Genomic DNA, 18842 nt, shown 5'->3' on the forward strand with positions numbered 1-18842 from the left:
CAAGTTCCACGACCATCGGACCGCCACATGCTGGCCGTATCGGCAGCCCTTCGCCCCAAGACCCTTGTCGCCGCAGCCCTGTGCGGCCTGACCGTCGTTTGTGGCGGAATGGCCGCCGCGCAAGGGCCGGGCGGACCCGGCGGCGGGAACCCTGGCGGCGGAAACCCAGGCGGCGAACTGGCCGGGTTCGGCGCCGGACGCCCGGACCGGGGCGGGTACGAACCGCGCGATGCGCCGGTGATCTCGGCGCCCAGCGATCCCGGACGGTCGGCGCCCTCGTCGGCCTATGCGCCGACCGAACTGGGCGGGCTCAACAGCTTTGCCGCGACCGATGCGCCGCCGCAGATGGAAAGCCTGGGCCTTGCCGGCGCGATCCCCGTGGTGGTCGAGCTTTTCACCTCGCAGGGCTGTTCGTCCTGTCCGCCCGCCGACGCGATGCTGGCCACCCTGTCCGAGGAGCCTGGCGTCCTGCCCTTGTCCTTTCACGTCGATTACTGGGATTACCTCGGCTGGGCCGACAGCTTTGCCCGGCCCGAGTTCACGGCCCGGCAGGAAGGCTATGCCCGCGCGGCGGGGGAACACGCGGTCTACACGCCGCAGGTGATCGTGGGGGGCGTGGACACGGCGGTGGCGCTTGGGCCTGCGCAGCTGATGGGGCTGATCGACGCCAGTCGCGTGGCCCCGGCCCTGGTCAGCGTGCAGCGCGACACCACGCCCCAGGGCCAGGTGATCGAGCTGATGCCCTTGTCCGACCTGGACGGCGGGGTGGAAATCCTGCTGGTCCGCTATGCCCCCGAACGCGCGGTCGAGATGACGGCGGGCGAGAACCGCGGCAAGGTCGTGACCTATACCAATGTCGTGCTGTCCCTGGACCGGCTGGCCGAATGGGACGGAACCGCGCCGCTGCGCATGACCGTCAGCCCCGACGGCTCGGCCAGCGACAGCTTTCCCGCCGACACGCGCCATGCGCTGCTGGTCCAGAAGGAACTGGGCGGCAACGGCCTGCCCGGTCCGATCCTGGCCGCGATCCGGCTGGATTGACGCCTTGCCCCGCCGCCCGCGATGCGGGACAACATGGCCGCCGACGGACAAAGGAAGACCGCCATGAAGGAACCGAAACCCTGGGTGCTGCCCGCGCTGGAATGGGGCCCGCTGCTTTTGTTCTTTGCCGTATTCATGCTGAACCGCGGCGGCAGCGTCAGCCTGTGGGGACAGGATTACACGCCGCTGGTCTTTGCCACGCTTGTCTTCATTCCGGCGCTTGCGGCCGCCACGCTGATCCGCTGGCGGCTGACGGGCAGCCTGTCGCCCATGCAGATCGCCACGCTGCTGCTGGTGGTAGTCTTCGGGGGCTTGTCGGTCTGGCTGAACGACCCGCGCTTTTTCAAGATCAAGCCCACGATCATCTATCTGCTGTTCGCGGGGCTTCTGGGATTCAGCCTGATCACCCGCCGCAACTGGCTGGGCGCGATCCTGTCCGAGGCGCTGCCCATGGACGCCGAAGGCTGGCGCAAGCTGACGGCCCGGATGGCGCTGCTGTTCCTGGCGCTGGCCCTTGCCAACGAGGTCGTCTGGCGATCCATGACCGAGACCGCCTGGGTTTACTTCAAGACCTTCGGCATGCCGCTGGTGATCTTTGTCTTTCTGATGGCCAATGCCGGGCTGTATCGCGCCCATTCCATCGAGGTTCCGACCGACGACGCGACCAAGTAGGCCTTCAAGGCCTCGGCGCGTAACGATGCCATCGGAACCGGTGCGGGGCCATCTGAACCGGTGCCGCCCAGGGCCGCCGCGGGCCGGCGCCTGCCGGGGATGTGGCGGGGCGGGCCTTCGAGGCCCGGCGGTTCAGGCGGCATCGGCGGCGGCGTCGCGTTGCGGCGGCGGCATTCGGCCGATCGGGGACGGGCGGTGCCGGACTGTCCCGCCCTATGCCCTGACCCCACGCCCTTGCGCGGGCGGGGCCAGCAGGCGCGACCAGCGCGGCTCGATCCGGCCGGGCAGGCGGGCGCGCAGCATAGGCAGCGACAAGGCCCAGGGCTGCGCCAGGGCGGTGCGGTAGAAATCGAACAGCCCGCGCCGCAGATAGGGCGTCCAATGCGACAAGCGCAGCGGCCGCCGCTCGACCGGAAAGCCCAGGCGGTCCAGGGCGGCCAGCGTGGCCTGGTCGTCGATCTGCACGTCCAGCCAGTTGCCCGCCGGACGGTCGAGGCCGAAGCCAAGCGCCTGCCTGCGCCCGCGATCCAGCCAAAGCTCCATCGCGAAGTCGAACAGGTCGTTCTCGCGCGAGGTGATGTTCAGCACCTCGGCCCGGCGCCCGGCGGGGCTGTCCAGCGCCGCGGCGGCGGTGTCGCGGAACTCGGCCCCCGCCAGCAGCACCACCCGGCCGATGCTGCCGGGATCGGCATGGTGCAGCGCCTGCAACGCGACCCGCGCGCCCAGCGAATGGCCGATCACCGCGACCGGCCGGCCCGCCCGCTGGGCCACGGCGGAGGCAAGCGCCGCGACCGGCCGCCCCATCCGGCCCGCGCGGCCGTAGGCGCGGCCCAGCATCCCCCGCGCTTCCCAGCCAAAGGCGATAGCCAGCCCCTCGTCCCCGTTTCCCGTGCCGAAGCCGAGCGCGCGCGGCCAGGACAGCGCCCGACGGACCCGGCAGTCGGGGTCGAGCGACAGGATATGGCGGTGCGGATCGCAATGGGCGGCGGCGGGCGAATAGCGGTAACCGTGGATCATCAGGATCACGGGCGCATGGCCGGGCAGGTCGGCCAGCGTCCCCGTCAGTCCGGGGGGCAGCGCGTGATCGGCATCGACCTTGACGACCGGCATGGACAGCGCCTCCTTGTTGCGCACAGGACTTAGGGCCAGTGTGCAACGCCGCCGTGAAAGAAGCGTTAAGGCTGCGTGACGCCCGTTGCGCGGCGTTTCGCGCGGGCCGGAACCCGCCCATTCCGGGCCAGACCGTTTTCGCCATTGAATTTTCCCTGCCACCCCCTCTATGTTGCGGCTATGCGTTCGGCGATCCTCAATCGCGGGTTGTGGGGCGCAAACAGTTTCGCAGCGCGGCACCTCTGGCACCGATTCACGGAAGGCGGCATGTGTCACGCGGAAAACCCGCCCGCGGCGCGCAGTGTCGCGCGACCGGGCGACATCAGACAGCGGCGCGGCGGGCTTTCGCCTTCGCGTCAACCGTAAGGAACAGACGCGATGACGCGCGCAGGGGACGGACAGGATCGGGACGGGGGGGCATTCAGCTTTTCCCGCCGGATCGCCATGGCCGCTGCCGCGCCCGTGTCCCCATCACAACGCGGCCTGCATCCGGGGGTGCCCTTGGCACCGCCCGGCGCGCGTCCGCGCGAAAGATTTGACAATGGCAAAGAAAATGCTGATCGACGCCACCCATGCCGAGGAAACTCGGGTGGTCGTGGTGGACGGAACCAAGGTCGAAGAATTTGATTTCGAGACCGTAAACAAGCGCCAGATCTCGGGCAACATCTATCTGGCCAAGATCACGCGGGTCGAACCCTCGTTGCAGGCGGCCTTTGTGGATTACGGCGGAAACCGCCACGGCTTTCTGGCCTTTGCGGAAATCCACCCGGACTATTACCAGATCCCCGCCGCCGACCGCGAGGCGCTGATCGCCGAGGAACGCGCCTATGCCGAGGCGCAGGAGGCCGAGGACGCCGCCCGGGCGCGTCGCCGCCAGGCCCGGGCCGAGCGCGCCGAGAACGACGACGAGACCGCCGCCGCCGAGGTCGAGGAAGGCGAGGCCGGACATGGGGCCGGAGATGGGGCCGGAGACGGGGCCAGAGACGGGGCGGCGGAGGCCGGGGGCGAGGACGGCGCGGATGCCGATCACGCGGGCGACGAGGACGGGGCCGACACCGCGTCGGACGCCTCGGACAAGGACGAGACCATTGAATCGGTCGCGGACGAGGACGTGGCCGAGGAAATCCGCATCCAGAAGAAGCCGCGCGCCCGCCGCTACAAGATCCAGGAAGTGATCAAGGTCCGGCAGATCATGCTGGTCCAGGTCGTCAAGGAGGAACGCGGCAACAAGGGCGCCGCGCTGACCACCTATCTGTCGCTGCCGGGCCGCTATTGCGTTCTGATGCCCAACACCGCGCGCGGCGGCGGCATCAGCCGCAAGATCACCAACATCGCGGACCGCAAGAAGCTGAAGGACATCGCGTCGGAACTGGACGTGCCCAGGGGCGCGGGCCTGATCATCCGCACGGCGGGCAGCCAGCGCACCCGGACCGAGATCCGGCGCGACTACGAATACCTGCTGCGCCTGTGGGAACAGATCCGCGAACTGACCTTCAAGTCCATCGCCCCCGCTCCGATCTACGAGGAAGGGGATCTCATCAAGCGGGTCATCCGCGACCTTTACAGCAAGGACATCGACGAGGTTCTGGTCGAGGGCGAGCGCGGCTATCGCGTCGCCAAGGACTTCATGAAGATGATCATGCCCGACCACAGCCGGGCCGTGCAGCAATATACCGACCAGATGCCGCTGTTCGCGCGCTATCAGGTGGAAAGCTACCTGGCGGGCATGTTCAACCCGGTCGTGCAGCTGAAATCGGGCGGCTATATCGTCATCGGCGTGACCGAGGCGCTGGTGGCCATCGACGTGAACTCGGGCCGGGCCACCAAGGAAGGCTCGATCGAGGAAACCGCGCTCAAGACCAACCTGGAGGCCGCCGACGAGGTGGCGCGCCAGCTGCGCCTGCGCGACCTTGCGGGCCTGATCGTGATCGACTTCATCGACATGGAGGAGCGGCGCAACAACGCCGCGGTCGAGAAGCGGCTGAAGGACAAGCTGAAATCCGACCGCGCGCGCATCCAGGTGGGCCGGATCTCGGGTTTCGGCCTGATGGAGATGTCGCGCCAGCGGCTGCGCCCGGGGATGCTGGAATCGACCACGCAGCCCTGCGCGCATTGCCACGGCACCGGCCTGATCCGGTCCGACGACAGCCTGGCGCTGACCATCCTGCGCGCCATCGAGGAGGAAGGCACCCGCAAGCGGTCGCGCGAGGTTCTGGTGCGCGCCCCGGTCGCGGTGATCAACTTCCTGATCAACCAGAAGCGCGAGCATATCGCCGGGATCGAGGCGCGTTATGGCCTGTCGGTCCGGCTCGAGGCCGATCCCGCGCTGATCTCGCCCGATTTCGCCATCGAGAAGTTCAAGACGGCGATCCGCAACGTCCCCGAGGTTTCCGCGCCGGTTCTGTCGGTCGATGCCGAGCTGATGGCCCAGATCGACGACGAGGACGAGGATCTGCCCGAGGAAGCCGAGGCGGATGCCGAAGCCGAGGCCGAGGACAGCACTGATGCCGCCGCGGCCGAGGACGAGAACGGCGAAGGCCGCTCGCGCCGCCGCCGCCGCCGCCGCCGCCGGAAGAACGGCGAGCGCGGCGAGGGCGAAGCCGCCGATGCGGGCGACGAGTCCGAGGACATGGCCGAAGACGCGGCCGAGGCCGCCGAGGAAGCCGATGCGTCCGAAAGCGAGGGCGAGAGCGAGGGCAACGGCCGCCGCCGCCGGTCGCGGTCGCGCAACCGCCGCCGCAACGGCGACCTGCCGCGCGCCGAAGGCCTGCCCGATGTGGTGGACCTGGAGAACCCGTCCGGCGACCAGGCCGAATCGTTGCCCGGCCTGAACGCCCGGCCCGAACCGGACGTGGCCGCGGAGGAGGAAGGCGAGATCGTGCCGCTGTCCGAGATTGCGTCCGAGCCCCAGGCCGCCGAACGCCAGGCCGCCGAGCACCAGGCCGCCGATCCTCGGGCCGACGATCCTCGGGCCGCCGAGACACGGGAAGGCGAGACCCGGGAAGGCGAGTCCGAGCCGCGGGCCGAGGCTTTCCTGCCCGCCGAAGCGGTCGCGGCGCAGGTCGAGGAAACGGTGGTCGAGGCGCTTGTCGTCGGAACGGCCGAGCCTGAAGACGCCGCGCCCCAGGAGGTTGGGCCCGAGGAAGTTGGGCCCGAGGTTGGGCCCGAGGTTGGGTCCGAATCCGCGCCGGAGGAGGCTCCCGCCGCCACCGCCGCCACCGCCGCCCCGGTCGAGCCCGAGATGGCCGAGCCCGAGATGGCCGAAGCCGATGCCGGCCGGCCCAAGCGCCGCGGCTGGTGGTCGTCCAACCGCTGATGATGCGAAGGGCGCGGGTCGGACCGCGCCCTTTTCGCGAGGACGTGACGCGATGACCCATGGCCTGCCGCGCCGCAAAAGGTAAGCTGCGCGCCATGTTGGGAATCGAACTCGCCACCGCCGCCTTTCTGCCCGCCGCCCTTGTCGCCCTGCTGGCGGGCATCCTGTCCTTTCTGTCGCCCTGCGTGCTGCCCATCGTGCCGCCCTATCTGGCCTACATGACCGGGGTGGGGGTGAACGGATTGCGCGCGCACGAACGCAGCGCCGTGCTGCCCGCGCTGTTCTTCGTCATGGGCCTGTCCACCGTGTTCCTGATCATGGGCTTCGCGGCATCGGCCTTTGGCCGGGCCTTTCTGCAATATCAGGACCTTCTGGCCAGGATCGCAGGCGGAGTCGTGATCGTGATGGGGCTGCATTTCCTTCACGTGATCCGCATCCCGTTTCTGGACCACGAGGCGCGGATCGACACGGGCCAGCAGGGCGGCGGCGCGGTCGGCGCCTATGTGCTGGGCCTGGCCTTCGCCTTTGGCTGGACCCCCTGCATCGGCCCGCAGCTGGGCATGATCCTGTCGCTGGCCGCAACGGGGGGCGAGATGTCGCGCGGCACGGCGCTGCTGGCGGTTTACGCGCTCGGCCTGGGGATTCCGTTTCTGCTGGCCGCGATCTTCATCAACCGCGCCATCGGGCTGATGAACCGCATCAAGCCCTGGCTGCGCGTGATCGAGCGGGTGATGGGCGCGCTGCTGCTGGCGGTGGGGGCGATGCTGCTGACCGGCGCCTTTTCGGCCTTTTCCTATTGGCTGCTCGAGACCTTCCCGGGGCTGGCGGCATTGGGCTGATGCCGTCTGACAATCCCCAGTAGCGCCGACCCGATTTTCACGCTATGCTGACCGGCAGACCCGGAAAAACCGGGCAGTATCAGAGGCAGTGACGGCGGTATCCCCATGACCGAGATGGTCTTTGGCACGACGCCCGTACGGGCGGGCGACCCGATTCTTCCACGCTGGTGGCGCACGCTGGACAAGTGGTCGCTGGCCTGCGTGCTGGGGCTGTTCGCCATCGGCATCCTGCTGGGGCTGGCGGCGTCCGTTCCCCTGGCGGAAAAGAACCACCTGCCGCGCTTCTACTATGTCCAGCGGCAGGCGGTCTTCGGCGGCATGGCGCTGGTGATCATGCTGGTGATCTCCATGATGTCGCCGCGCCAGATCCGGCGCATCGGCGTGACGGGCTTTGCCGCGGCCTTTGTGCTGATCCTGCTGCTGCCGCTGGTCGGCGAGGATCACGGCAAGGGCGCCACCCGCTGGCTGTCGGTCGCGGGCATTTCCATGCAGCCGTCCGAGTTCCTCAAGCCCGGCTTTGTAGCCATCTGCGCCTGGTTCATGGCCGCGGCCCAGATGATCGGCGGCCCGCCGGGCAGGTTCTATTCCTTTGTCACCGCCATGGTGGTGGTTGTCCTGCTGGCGCTCCAGCCGGACTTCGGCCAGGCCTCGCTGGTGCTGTTTTCCTGGTTGGTGATGTATTTCATCGCGGGCGCGCCGATGGTGCTGCTGCTCAGCGTCATGGGGATCGCGGCGGCGGGCGGGTTCTTCGCCTATGGCGCGTCCGAACACTTCGCCCGCCGGATCAACGGCTTTCTGAACCCGGAAATCGACCCGCGCACCCAGATCGGCTATGCCACCAAGGCCATCCAGGACGGCGGCTTCTTCGGGGTCGGCGTGGGCGAGGGCAGCGTGAAATGGTCGCTGCCCGACGCGCATACCGACTTCATCATCGCGGTCGCGGCCGAGGAATACGGCACGATTATGGTTCTGGCGATCATCGCGCTTTATTGCACCATCGTCGTCCGGTCGCTGTTGCGGCTGCTGCGCGAACGCGATCCCTTCGCGCGGATCGCGGGGGCGGGGCTGGCCTGCGCGTTCGGCGTGCAGGCGCTGATCAACATGGGCGTGGCCGTGCGCCTGCTGCCCGCCAAGGGCATGACGCTGCCCTTTGTCAGCTATGGCGGCTCGTCCGTGATCGCATCCGGGATCGCCGCCGGGATGCTGCTGGCGCTGACCCGGACCCGCCCCCAGGGCGAGCTGGCCGAGATCCTGCGGCGGGGACGCTGATGGCCGCCGCCCCCCTTGCCCTGATCGCCGCCGGAGGGACCGGCGGCCACATGTTCCCCGCCCAGGCCCTGGCGGAGCTGCTGCTGGCCCAGGGCTGGCGCGTGAACCTGTCCACCGACGACCGGGGCGCGCGCTATGCGGGCGGGTTCCCGGACGGCGTGCAACGCAGCATCGTCCGTTCGGCCACCACGGCGCGGGGCGGACTGATGGGCAAGCTGACCGCGCCCCTGAAGATCGGCGGGGGCGTGCTGTCCGCCCGGGCGGCGTTCCGCCGCGACCGGCCCGCCGTGGTGATCGGCTTTGGCGGCTATCCGACGATCCCGGCCATGTCGGCGGCGGTCTCGATGGGCCTGCCGCGCATGATCCACGAACAGAACGGCATCATGGGCCGGGTGAACAGCCTGTTCGCCGCCCGCGTCCATCGCGTCGCCTGCGGCACCTGGCCCACGGCCCTGCCGGCCGGCGTTCACGGCATCCATACCGGAAACCCGGTCCGCCAGACCGTGCTGGACCGCGCCGCCACCCCCTATGCCCCGCCGGGCCAAGGGCCGCTGCATCTTCTGGTGATCGGCGGCAGCCAGGGCGCGCGGGTGCTGTCGGACGTGGTGCCCGCTGCCATCGCGGCCCTGCCCGAAGACATGCGCGTCCGTCTGCAAGTCAGCCACCAGGCCCGGGCCGAGGACGGGGCGCGCGTGACCGGGGCCTATGCCGACGCGGGGATCCGGGCCGACGTGCAGCCCTTCTTCACCGACGTGCCGGAACGGCTGGCGCGGGCGCAGCTGGTGATCAGCCGCTCGGGCGCCTCGTCCCTGGCCGACATCACGGTGGTCGGGCGCCCGTCGATCCTGATCCCCTATGCCGCCGCCGCGGGCGATCACCAGACCGCCAATGCGCAGGCCCTTGCCGAAACGGGGGCGGCGCTGATCCATCCCGAATCGGTGCTTGACGCCCCCGGCCTGACGCGCGACATCCGCGCGATCCTGAACGACCCCGCCCGCGCCAGCCAGATGGCCGCCGCCGCCCTGTTCCTTGCCCGGCCCGATGCGGCGCGGCGCCTTTACGACCTTGTCACGGAGATTGCCCGATGAACGCCGCCACCAAACTGCCGCACGAACTGGGGCCGATCCACTTCATCGGCATCGGCGGCATCGGCATGTCGGGCATCGCCGAGGTTCTGCTGACGCTGGGCTACGACGTGCAGGGCAGCGACGCGAAGAAGTCGAAGATCACCGACCGCCTGGAAACCCTGGGCGCGCGCGTCTTCGAGGGCCAGCGGGCCGAGAACATCGGCGCGGCGGGCGTGGTTGTGATCTCGACCGCGATCAAGAAGGGCAACCCGGAACTGGAGGAAGCGCGCCGCCGCGGCCTGCCCGTGGTCCGCCGGGCCGAGATGCTGGCCGAACTGATGCGGATGAAGTCGAACATCGCCATCGCCGGCACCCACGGCAAGACCACCACCACGACCATGGTGGCCACGCTGCTGGACGCGGGCGGGCTGGATCCCACCGTGATCAACGGCGGCGTGATCCACGCCTATGGGTCCAACGCCCGGGCCGGGGCGGGCGAATGGATGGTGGTCGAGGCCGACGAGTCCGACGGCAGCTTCAACCGTCTGCCCGCCGACATCGCCATCGTCACCAACATCGACCCCGAGCATATGGAGCATTGGGGCAGCTTCGACGCGCTGCGCCAGGGGTTCTACAATTTCGCCTCGGGCATTCCGTTCTACGGCCTCGCGGTGTGCTGCACCGACCACCCCGAAGTGCAGGCGCTGGTGGGCAAGCTGACCGACCGCCGCGTCGTGACCTTCGGCTTCAACGCCCAGGCCGACGTGCGCGCGATGAACCTGCGCTATGAAAACGGCATCGCCCTTTTCGACATCGCCCTGCAAGGCGAAGGCCCGACGGAAACCGGCGCCATCGAGATGATCGAGGGCTGCTCGTTGCCCATGCCGGGCGACCACAACGTCTCGAACGCGCTGTCCGCCGTGGCCGTGGCCCGTCACCTGGGCATCAAGAAGGCCGAGATCCGCGAGGCTCTGGCCAAGTTCGGCGGCGTCGGGCGGCGGTTCACGCGCGTGGGCGAGATCAACGGCGTCACCATCATCGACGACTACGGCCACCACCCGGTCGAGATCGCCGCCGTGCTGAAGGCCGCGCGCCAGGCCACCAAGGGCCGGGTGATCGCCGTCCACCAGCCGCACCGCTATTCCCGCCTGTCGAACCTGTTCGACGATTTCTGCACCTGCTTCAACGAGGCCGACGTGGTCGCCATCGCCGAGGTTTATGCCGCGGGCGAGGATCCGATCCCCGGCGCCAGCCGCGACGAGCTGGTCGCGGGCCTGATCGCCCACGGCCACCGCCACGCCCGCGCCATCCTGGACGAGAACGACCTGGAACGCCTGGTCCGCGAACAGGCCCGGCCCGGCGACATGGTGGTCTGCCTGGGCGCGGGCACGATCTCGGCCTGGGCCAACGGGTTGCCGCAACGGCTGCAAGGGCGGGCCGCATGATGCATTCGGTGGTTCTTGCGCTGGCGGTCGTGACGGGCTGGCTGATCCTGGCCCGTCTTGCCCGCAGCCTGCGCAGGCGCCAAAGGCAGCGCGCCCTGTGGGCCTTGATCGCCACGGGCGTTCCCGTCCTGGGCTGGCTGACCTATACCTGCGGCCCCTGGGCGGGCATCGTCTTTCTGTGGGTGGGCGTGCTGGCGCTGGTCCGCCTGCCGCTGCGGACCCGGACCCGGGCGGCCCCGTGATTCCCTTTTACATGGTTGTCGCCCTTGTGGTGCTGTGGTCCGTCTGGACCGGAGCCTCTCGCGTCGGCGCGCGATCCTTCCGTCCTCTGCTGGCGGCGCTTGCCGTGCTGCTGGCGGGGGCGGGGGCCTGCTGGCTGATCGGGGCGCAGAAGACCGGGCAGGAGCATTCCGGCCTGCTGGGAACATTGGCCGCCATGCTGCTGCTTCTGGCGGCGGGTTCGCTGGCCTTCGGCGCGGCGCTGCGGGGGCTGCATGACGCGACCCGCCGACGGGCGCCCGCCGAACCCGCCGCGCCGATGCGGCCCGCCTGGGACATCCGCGGCCTTTGCGCGCTGGCCGCCCTTGCCGTCACGGCCAGCCTGGCCGAATGACCGCGCGGTTGACCAAGGCACCCCCGCTGGCTACCACGTCCGGCATGATGACCGATCTTCCCGCCGTGCGCGGCACGCTGACCGCCGACCGCCCCCTGGATGCCCTGACCTGGCTGCGCGTGGGCGGTCCCGCCGACTGGCTGTTCCAGCCCGCGGACGAGGACGACCTGTCGGATTTCCTGCGGGGCCTGGATCCTTCGATGCCGGTGTTTCCCATCGGCGTCGGCAGCAACCTGATCGTGCGCGACGGCGGCATCCGGGGCGTGGTGATCCGTCTGGGCCGGGGCTTCAACGGCATCGCGGTGGAAGGCGACCGCGTGATCGCGGGCGCGGCGGCGCTGGACGCCCATGTCGCGCGGCGGGCGGCGGACGGGGGGCTGGACCTGACCTTTCTGCGCACCATTCCCGGCAGCATCGGCGGCGCGGTCTGCATGAACGCGGGCTGCTATGGCAGCTATGTCGCCGACCATCTGATCGAGGCGCGGGCCTTCACGCGCGGGGGCGAGCGGATCGTGCTGACCCCCGCCGACCTGCGTTTCGCCTATCGCCACGCCGACCTGCCGGAAGGCTGCGTCGTGACCCAGGCGGTGTTCCGCGCCGCGCCGGGCGATCCCGACGCGCTGCACCAGAAGATGGCCGACCAACTGGCCCGGCGTGATGAAACCCAGCCCACCAAGGAACGCAGCGCCGGGTCCACCTTCCGCAATCCGGCGGGGTTCAGTTCCACGGGCCGGGCTGACGATGTCCACGACCTCAAGGCCTGGTCGCTGATCGACCGCGCGGGCTTGCGCGGGCATAGCTGGGGCGGGGCGCAGATGTCGGAAAAGCACCCGAACTTCCTGCTCAACACCGGCGGCGCGACGGCCGCCGAACTGGAAGCCCTGGGCGAACTGGTCCGCCGCCGCGTGCTGGAGGACAGCGGACACGACCTGCAATGGGAAGTGATCCGCGTGGGTGATTCCCTGCCGCAACCTGCGGCTGATTAACATATTGCCCAACAATCTTTGGCAGATAGCGAAAATTACCCTTTTGTGATTTTCGCGCATCAGCTATCCTTTCCCGCAAGTGCAGGACCGGGAATGAACCCGGCCGCGCGGGGACAGAAAATCCCGGGTCAACCGGGGCGAAAGGCGAAAAACGTGGCGGGCAGGTCGAGCAGGACAGCCCATACCGTAGCCGTTCTGATGGGCGGACCCTCGGCCGAACGAGAGGTGTCGCTGTCATCGGGGCGCGAATGCGCGAACGCGCTGCGGGTGGCGGGCTATGAGGTGGTCGAGGTCGAACTTGGACCCGAACGCGGCGGCGATCTGGTCGCGCGCCTGGCCGGCCTGCGCTGCGATGTCGTTTTCAACGCGCTGCATGGCCGCTGGGGAGAGGACGGCTGCGTCCAGGGCGTCCTGGAATGGCTGGACCTGCCTTACACCCATTCGGGCGTTCTGGCCTCGGCCCTGGCGATGGACAAGACGCGGGCCAAGGACGCGCTGCGCGCGGCGGGCCTGCCTGTCGTGGACAGCGTGATCGCCTGCGCCGACGAGGTGCGCGCCCGCCACGTCCTGCCGCCCCCCTATGTGGTCAAGCCGAACGACGAAGGCTCGTCGGTGGGCGTTTACATCGTCCATGACGGCGCGAACCAGCCGCCGCAGCTGGCCGACACGATGCCCGCCCGCGTGATGGTCGAAACCTATGCGCCGGGACGCGAACTGACCACGGCCGTCATGGGCGACCGCGCCCTTGGCGTGACCGAGATCGTGACCGAGGGCTGGTATGACTATGCCGCCAAATACTCGGTCGGCGGGTCGCGCCACGTGATCCCCGCCGAGATCCCCGCCGACATCGCCCGGGCCTGCCTGGATCATGCGGTCCGCGCCCACCGGGCGCTTGGCTGCCGCGGGCTGTCGCGCACCGATTTCCGCTGGGACGATTCGCGCGGGCTGGACGGGCTGATCATTCTCGAGGTGAACACGCAGCCCGGCATGACGCCCACCTCGCTGGCGCCCGAACAGGCCGCCCATGCGGGCATCGGCTTTCCCGCCCTGATGCGCTGGATGGTGGAGGACGCGCTGTGCCGGACGTGATCGACCATCGCCCGAACCGCCCCCCCCAAACGCGGCGCGATCCCGCGCCTTCGCGCCTGCAATACCGGCTGGAACGGATGTGGCTGCGCCCGGTGTGGCGCCGCGCGGTGCGGATCGGCGTGCCGGCGTTTCTGGTTGTCCTGATCGCCGGGCTCTGGCTGGCGGACGAGGACCGCCGCGCGCGCCTGTCCGACGGCGTGCAGCAGATCCTGGACAAGGTGCAAAGCCGCGAGGAGTTCCTGGTCAGGACCATGGCGGTCGAGGGGGCCTCGCCCGTGGTGGATGCGGCGCTGCGGGCCATGCTGCCGGTCGATCTGCCCGCCTCGAGCTTCGACATCGACCTGACGGCGATGCGGTTGCAGGTGATGCAGCTGGACGTGATCGAATCGGTGGACCTGCGCATCAAGCCGGGCGGCATCCTGTCCGCCGTGGTCAAGGAACGCGAACCGGCCGTCCTGTGGCGTCATGCGCGGGGGATCGAGATCCTGGACCGGACCGGCCACCGCGTCGCCTCGGTGACGGGGCGCGACGTGCGCGCCGACCTGCCCCTGATCGCGGGCGAGGGGGCCGACCTGGCCGTTCCCGAGGCGCTGTCGCTGATCGACGCCGCCGGGCCGATCCTGCCCCGGGTGCGCGGGCTGGTGCGCAAGGGCGAACGCCGCTGGGATCTGGTGCTGGATCACGGCCAGAAGATCATGCTGCCCGCCGAAGGCGCGGTGATCGCGTTGCAGGCCGCCATGGCGCTGGACCGCGCGCAGGACATGCTGGGCCGCGACATCGCCGCGGTCGATCTGCGCGACCCGTCCCGGCCGGTGCTGCGGCTTGGCCTGGACGCGCGCAACGCCATCCGCGAGGCCAGGGGGCAGCCGCTTCTGGGGCCTGACGGCAAGGTCATTCCAGAAAACGACAAGAAGGGGGGCTGAGACATGGCGGAACTTTATCAAACGCAGCGGGCGATGCGGAACATCCGCCGGGCCGCCCTGCAACGTGGCGTGATCGGCATCCTGGACATCGGCACGTCCAAGATCGCCTGCCTGGTGCTGCGCTTCGACGGCACCGGCACCTTCCGCGAAACCGACGGCGTGGGACCGATGGCGGGGCAGGTGAATTTCCGGGTGATCGGCGCGGCCTCGACCCGCTCGCGCGGGATGCGCCGGGGCGAGATCGACGTGATGGCCGAAACCGAACGCGCGATCCGCACGGTGGTCGCCGCCGCGCAAAAGGTCGCGGGCGTGCGCGTCGATCACGTCATCGCCTGCCTGTCGGGAGGGCGCCCGGCTTCTTACGGTCTGGCCGGCGAGATCACGCTGGAGGCGGGGCGCGTCCACGAACACGACGTGGCCCGCGTGCTGGCCGCCTGCGACGCCCCCGATTTCGGCCGGAACCGCGAGGTGCTGCACGCGCAGCCGGTCAATTTCGCCGTGGACAACCGCAGCGGGCTCGGCGATCCGCGCGATCATGTCGGCAACAAGCTGGCCTGCGACATGCACCTGCTGACGGTGGATGGCGACGTGATCGGCAATCTGGTCCAGTGCATCCGCCGCTGCGACCTGGAACTGGCGGGCGTCGCCTCGGCGTCCTATGCCTCGGCCCGCGCCGCCCTGGTCGAGGACGAGCAGGAACTGGGATCGGCCTGCATCGATTTTGGCGGCGGCGGCACGGGCGTGTCGATTTTCGTCAAGAAACACATGATCTTCGCCGACAATGTTAAGATCGGCGGTCAGCTTGTCACCCAGGACATCGCCCAGGGCCTGCGGGTGCCGCTGCCGGTGGCCGAGCGGCTGAAGACCCTGAACGGCGGGGTTGAGGCGACGGGACGCGACGACCGCGACATGCTGGATCTGGGCGGGGACGCCCAGGGATGGGACGGCGAGCGCCGCTCCGTCAGCCGCGCCGACCTGATCGGCATCATGCGCCCCCGGGTCGAGGAGATTCTGGAAGGCGTGCGCGAAGTCCTTGATGCGGCCGGGTTCGACGCCATGCCCAGCCAGCAGATCGTGTTGACCGGCGGCGGCAGCCAGATCCCCGGCCTGGACGGGTTGGCCGCGCGCATCCTGGGGCCGAACATCCGCTGCGGGCGTCCGTTGCGCATCGACGGGCTGGCGCATCAGTTCACCGATCCCGGCTTTTCCAGCGCGGTCGGGCTGGCGCTGTTCGCCGCCCATCCCCAGGACGAATGGTGGGACTTCGAGATGCCCGCCGACAGCTATCCGACCCGCAGCCTGCGCCGCGCCTATCGCTGGTTCAGAAACAACTGGTAAGCCCTTGACCACGAATATGCGGCGGCATCGACAATGCCACCATATCCTGACGCATGGGCGAGATACCGCCGAAACCACCTGCGAAAACGGCCAGATTTTGCGGTTTTTGCGAGTTTTTTTAAGTGACGCAACACCGGCCGCCCGTTAGGATTGTCCATGGTACGAGGGATTCGACGGGCGGCAGGTCATGACCCGATCGACATAGCAAAAACAGGCGGAATCATGAACCTCAATCTGATGATGAACGACGAGGACGAACTCAAGCCCCGGATCACCGTCTTTGGGGTCGGCGGCGCGGGCGGCAACGCGGTCAACAACATGATCGAGAAAAAGCTCGACGGGGTCGAGTTCGTGGTCGCCAACACCGACGCGCAGGCCCTGGCCGGGTCGCGCGCGACCAGCCGCATCCAGATGGGTCCGAAAGTGACCGAGGGTCTGGGCGCGGGCGCCAAGCCCGTTATCGGCGCCAAGGCCGCCGAGGAAACGATCGAGGACATCGTCGATCACCTGATGGGCGCGCACATGTGCTTCATCACCGCCGGCATGGGCGGCGGCACCGGTACCGGCGCGGCCCCGATCATCGCGCAGGCCGCGCGCGAGATGGGCATCCTGACCGTCGGCGTCGTGACCAAGCCCTTCCAGTTCGAGGGCACCAAGCGGATGCGCCAGGCCGAGGAGGGCGTCGAGGCCCTGCAAAAGGTCGTGGACACGCTGATCATCATCCCCAACCAGAACCTGTTCCGCCTGGCCAACGAAAAGACCACCTTCACCGAAGCCTTTGCCATGGCCGACGACGTGCTGTACCAGGGCGTCAAGGGCGTCACCGACCTGATGGTGCGCCCGGGCCTGATCAACCTGGACTTCGCCGACGTGCGCGCGGTCATGGACGAGATGGGCAAGGCGATGATGGGCACCGGCGAGGCCTCGGGCGAGAACCGCGCCCAGGAAGCCGCCGAACGCGCCATCGCCAACCCGCTGCTGGACGAGATCAGCCTGAACGGCGCCAAGGGCGTGCTGATCAACATCACCGGCGGCTATGACATGACCCTGTTCGAACTGGACGAGGCCGCCAACGTCATCCGCGACAAGGTGGACAGCGACGCCAACATCATTGTCGGTTCGACCCTGGACCCGGACATGGACGGCTCGATCCGCGTGTCGGTCGTGGCCACCGGCATCGACGCCAGCGCCGCGGCCGCCGAGGTTCCGGCCCCCCGCCGCACCATGGCCGAGCCGCTGACCCAAAATCCGCCCGTCTCGCAGCGGGTCGAGGCCGCGCCCCAGGCGGACGACCTGCCGCCGCGCCGCGTCGCCCCGCCGCTGGGCGAAACCCGTCCGGTGGCGCAGGCCCCCGCCGCCCCCGCCGCCCCCGCCGGCCCCGCCGCGCGGATCGACGACGACATGCCCGCCCCGGCCTATCAGCGCAGAGAGCCCGCGCAGCCGGCGATGCTGAACGTCCGGGAAGACGCGGGCTTCATCGCCCCGCGCGCGCCGCAGAACGCGGCCCCGCGCGGCCAGGCCTCGCCCGAGACGCTGGAGCGTCTGCGCCGCGCGGTCGAGCACAAGGGCGAACGCCAGCAGCCCGCCCCGCAGCCGGCCGAGCCGGTCCGCGCGCCCAGCCGGATGGCGGGCCTTGGCCGCATGCTGGAACGGATGGCGGGTCATGCCGACGCCTCGGCGCCCAAGCCTCCCGCGGCCTCGATTTCCGAACGGGTGAACGAGCGCGTGGCAGTCCGCGCCCGCCAGCAGGACGCCGATTTCGACGATCTGGCCAGCCCCGACGCGGCCGGGGACAATGTCGAAATCCCAGCCTTCCTGCGCCGTCAGGCGAACTGAGCCAGTCACAACTGTTAACGGGGGAAAGGCCGCGCAACGCGGCCTTTTTCTTTTTTCCGCTCAGGGTTTTCGCCCTGCTCCGGGGTTTGCCGCGGAACCGGCGCGGCGATTGTTTCATGCCGTCACAAAACGTTAGTTGAAGGATCGGCACCCCGGGCCTAGGTGCATCGTTACTCGGGTGGACGGTGTCGTTCGGGTCCAAGCAAGAAGGCAGGAAGCCATGCAGGCGACGTTGAAAAAGATGGTGAGCTTTGGGGGCGTGGGGCTGCATTCCGGCGCCCCGGCGCGGCTGGAGATCCATCCCGCGCCCGCAGGCCACGGCATCGTCTTCCGCCGCGGCGACCTGACGCCCGCCGTGGACATTCCCGCCCGCTGGGATCACGTCGCGCCCTCGAAGCTGTGCACGCTGATGCACGACGGCAGGGGCACGACCCTTTCCACGGTGGAACATGTCATGGCGGCCCTTGCCGGCACGGGGATCCACAACGCCCTTGTGATCGTCGATGGCCCCGAGGTTCCGATCCTCGACGGATCGGCCGCGCCTTTCGTGCGGGGCATCCTGCGCGCGGGCATCGCGATGCAGACGGCGCCGCTGCGCGCCATCCGCGTGCTGCGCCCGGTCGAGGTCCGCGAGGGCGAGGCCTTTGCCCGCCTGACCCCGGCGGATCACCTGGAGATCGAGTTCCAGATCGACTTCGCGGACGCGGCCATCGGCCACCAGGAAAAGCGCCTGGACATGGCCAACGGCGCCTTTCTGCGCGAACTGGCCGACAGCCGCACCTTTTGCCGTCAGGCCGATGTGGACGCGATGCGCCGGAACGGGCTGGCCCTGGGCGGCACCTATCTGAACGCAGTGGTTGTGGATGGCGCGCAGGTCCTGTCGCCCGGCGGGTTGCGCCACGCGGACGAGGCCGTGCGCCACAAGATGCTGGACGCCATGGGCGATCTGGCCCTGGCGGGGGCGCCGCTGCTGGCCCGCTATACCGGGCACCGGGCGGGCCATGCCATGACCAACCGGCTGCTGCGGGCCTTGTTCGCCGATCCGGCGGCGTGGCGGTGGGAAACCTGCTCGCCCGCGCTGGAGGACCGTCTGCCGGGCGCTGGCGTCGCGGCCTACGACCTGGCGGCGACCGCCTGGGCCGCCGCGTAGGCGCCCTTCCGCGGCGTCAGGCTTGCCCGGGAAACCTGCGAAAAAATCAACGGATTGCCATTTTGCGCCCTCTGATGTTCTGTGCTAGACGAACCGGGCAGCGCGACCCGCAGGGGCTGGCGGCAAGGAAGAAGTCACAGGCAGGGTG

At 69.4% G+C, this 18842-nt stretch carries 16 protein-coding genes; 15 read left to right on the forward strand and 1 reads right to left on the reverse strand.

Features of this window, described 5'->3' with window-relative positions; all coding sequences use genetic code 11:
• The first annotated feature begins 27 nt into the window (after positions 1 to 27).
• Complete coding sequence (locus tag ACFOM8_RS09535) at positions 28 to 1041, forward strand: DUF1223 domain-containing protein (protein ID WP_377761124.1); 1014 nt, start codon at positions 28 to 30, stop codon at positions 1039 to 1041.
• A 63-nt stretch (positions 1042 to 1104) separates the two neighbouring features.
• On the forward strand, positions 1105 to 1713 hold the full coding sequence (locus tag ACFOM8_RS09540; RefSeq protein WP_377761125.1) for an inner membrane-spanning protein YciB: 609 nt from the start codon (positions 1105 to 1107) through the stop codon (positions 1711 to 1713).
• A 213-nt stretch (positions 1714 to 1926) separates the two neighbouring features.
• Here ACFOM8_RS09540 and ACFOM8_RS09545 read toward each other — a convergent pair whose 3' ends face one another.
• Entirely contained in the window at positions 1927 to 2847 is a 921-nt protein-coding gene (locus tag ACFOM8_RS09545; RefSeq protein WP_377761126.1) for a hypothetical protein, read from the reverse strand.
• Between the two features lie 517 nt (positions 2848 to 3364).
• Here ACFOM8_RS09545 and ACFOM8_RS09550 point away from each other — a divergent pair.
• The 13 genes from ACFOM8_RS09550 (at position 3365) to lpxC (ending at position 18694) form a co-directional block, all read left to right on the forward strand.
• The gene (locus ACFOM8_RS09550; RefSeq protein ID WP_377761127.1) at positions 3365 to 6139 is read left to right on the forward strand and encodes an Rne/Rng family ribonuclease; all 2775 of its coding nucleotides are present in this window, start codon (positions 3365 to 3367) and stop codon (positions 6137 to 6139) included.
• Between the two features lie 95 nt (positions 6140 to 6234).
• The gene (locus ACFOM8_RS09555) at positions 6235 to 6978 is read left to right on the forward strand and encodes a cytochrome c biogenesis CcdA family protein (protein WP_377761128.1); all 744 of its coding nucleotides are present in this window, start codon (positions 6235 to 6237) and stop codon (positions 6976 to 6978) included.
• Between the two features lie 105 nt (positions 6979 to 7083).
• Positions 7084 to 8247 (forward strand): putative lipid II flippase FtsW, encoded by a 1164-nt coding sequence (gene ftsW, locus ACFOM8_RS09560; protein WP_377761129.1) that lies wholly within the window; start codon positions 7084 to 7086, stop codon positions 8245 to 8247.
• Positions 8247 to 9335: a UDP-N-acetylglucosamine--N-acetylmuramyl-(pentapeptide) pyrophosphoryl-undecaprenol N-acetylglucosamine transferase gene (locus ACFOM8_RS09565; RefSeq protein WP_377761130.1), complete on the forward strand. Its 1089-nt coding sequence runs from the start codon at positions 8247 to 8249 to the stop codon at positions 9333 to 9335. The genes ftsW and ACFOM8_RS09565 overlap by 1 nt, the downstream gene beginning before the upstream one ends.
• Positions 9332 to 10759, forward strand: coding sequence for a UDP-N-acetylmuramate--L-alanine ligase (murC, locus tag ACFOM8_RS09570; RefSeq protein ID WP_377761131.1), 1428 nt, complete (start codon positions 9332 to 9334; stop codon positions 10757 to 10759). The genes ACFOM8_RS09565 and murC overlap by 4 nt, the downstream gene beginning before the upstream one ends.
• On the forward strand, positions 10756 to 11001 hold the full coding sequence (locus tag ACFOM8_RS09575; RefSeq protein WP_377761132.1) for a DUF2484 family protein: 246 nt from the start codon (positions 10756 to 10758) through the stop codon (positions 10999 to 11001). The genes murC and ACFOM8_RS09575 overlap by 4 nt, the downstream gene beginning before the upstream one ends.
• Positions 10998 to 11372, forward strand: a complete 375-nt coding sequence (locus ACFOM8_RS09580; RefSeq protein ID WP_377761133.1) for a hypothetical protein — start codon at positions 10998 to 11000, stop codon at positions 11370 to 11372. The genes ACFOM8_RS09575 and ACFOM8_RS09580 overlap by 4 nt, the downstream gene beginning before the upstream one ends.
• Before the next feature lie 44 nt (positions 11373 to 11416).
• Positions 11417 to 12358 carry a UDP-N-acetylmuramate dehydrogenase gene (gene murB / locus ACFOM8_RS09585; protein ID WP_377761134.1) on the forward strand — a complete coding sequence of 314 codons (942 nt, stop codon included), beginning with the start codon at positions 11417 to 11419 and terminating at the stop codon, positions 12356 to 12358.
• A 198-nt stretch (positions 12359 to 12556) separates the two neighbouring features.
• Positions 12557 to 13447 carry a D-alanine--D-alanine ligase gene (locus tag ACFOM8_RS09590; protein ID WP_377761299.1) on the forward strand — a complete coding sequence of 297 codons (891 nt, stop codon included), beginning with the start codon at positions 12557 to 12559 and terminating at the stop codon, positions 13445 to 13447.
• A complete protein-coding gene (locus tag ACFOM8_RS09595) occupies positions 13435 to 14370 on the forward strand; it encodes a cell division protein FtsQ/DivIB (RefSeq protein WP_377761135.1) in 936 nt (311 codons plus the stop codon). The genes ACFOM8_RS09590 and ACFOM8_RS09595 overlap by 13 nt, the downstream gene beginning before the upstream one ends.
• Before the next feature lie 3 nt (positions 14371 to 14373).
• Positions 14374 to 15708, forward strand: a complete 1335-nt coding sequence (ftsA, locus tag ACFOM8_RS09600) for a cell division protein FtsA (RefSeq protein WP_377761136.1) — start codon at positions 14374 to 14376, stop codon at positions 15706 to 15708.
• A gap of 222 nt (positions 15709 to 15930) precedes the next feature.
• Positions 15931 to 17544 (forward strand): cell division protein FtsZ, encoded by a 1614-nt coding sequence (gene ftsZ / locus ACFOM8_RS09605; RefSeq protein ID WP_377761137.1) that lies wholly within the window; start codon positions 15931 to 15933, stop codon positions 17542 to 17544.
• Between the two features lie 220 nt (positions 17545 to 17764).
• Complete coding sequence (gene lpxC / locus ACFOM8_RS09610; protein ID WP_377761138.1) at positions 17765 to 18694, forward strand: UDP-3-O-acyl-N-acetylglucosamine deacetylase; 930 nt, start codon at positions 17765 to 17767, stop codon at positions 18692 to 18694.
• The last annotated feature ends 148 nt before the right edge of the window (positions 18695 to 18842 follow it).

The sequence above is a fragment of the Paracoccus angustae genome (assembly GCF_042648745.1).
Classification (GTDB): domain Bacteria; phylum Pseudomonadota; class Alphaproteobacteria; order Rhodobacterales; family Rhodobacteraceae; genus Paracoccus; species Paracoccus angustae.

What these genes read in the sequence shown, in the direction of transcription:
- ACFOM8_RS09540 (WP_377761125.1), top strand. Translation starts at nt 1,105, where the DNA reads ATGAAGGAACCGAAACCCTGGGTGCTGCCCGCGCTGGAATGGGGCCCG.
- ftsZ (WP_377761137.1), top strand. Translation starts at nt 15,931, where the DNA reads ATGAACCTCAATCTGATGATGAACGACGAGGACGAACTCAAGCCCCGG.
- ACFOM8_RS09550 (WP_377761127.1), top strand. Translation starts at nt 3,365, where the DNA reads ATGGCAAAGAAAATGCTGATCGACGCCACCCATGCCGAGGAAACTCGG.
- ACFOM8_RS09565 (WP_377761130.1), top strand. Translation starts at nt 8,247, where the DNA reads ATGGCCGCCGCCCCCCTTGCCCTGATCGCCGCCGGAGGGACCGGCGGC.
- ftsW (WP_377761129.1), top strand. Translation starts at nt 7,084, where the DNA reads ATGACCGAGATGGTCTTTGGCACGACGCCCGTACGGGCGGGCGACCCG.
- ACFOM8_RS09555 (WP_377761128.1), top strand. Translation starts at nt 6,235, where the DNA reads ATGTTGGGAATCGAACTCGCCACCGCCGCCTTTCTGCCCGCCGCCCTT.
- ACFOM8_RS09575 (WP_377761132.1), top strand. Translation starts at nt 10,756, where the DNA reads ATGATGCATTCGGTGGTTCTTGCGCTGGCGGTCGTGACGGGCTGGCTG.
- ACFOM8_RS09590 (WP_377761299.1), top strand. Translation starts at nt 12,557, where the DNA reads ATGGGCGGACCCTCGGCCGAACGAGAGGTGTCGCTGTCATCGGGGCGC.
- murC (WP_377761131.1), top strand. Translation starts at nt 9,332, where the DNA reads ATGAACGCCGCCACCAAACTGCCGCACGAACTGGGGCCGATCCACTTC.
- ACFOM8_RS09535 (WP_377761124.1), top strand. Translation starts at nt 28, where the DNA reads ATGCTGGCCGTATCGGCAGCCCTTCGCCCCAAGACCCTTGTCGCCGCA.
- lpxC (WP_377761138.1), top strand. Translation starts at nt 17,765, where the DNA reads ATGCAGGCGACGTTGAAAAAGATGGTGAGCTTTGGGGGCGTGGGGCTG.
- murB (WP_377761134.1), top strand. Translation starts at nt 11,417, where the DNA reads ATGATGACCGATCTTCCCGCCGTGCGCGGCACGCTGACCGCCGACCGC.
- ftsA (WP_377761136.1), top strand. Translation starts at nt 14,374, where the DNA reads ATGGCGGAACTTTATCAAACGCAGCGGGCGATGCGGAACATCCGCCGG.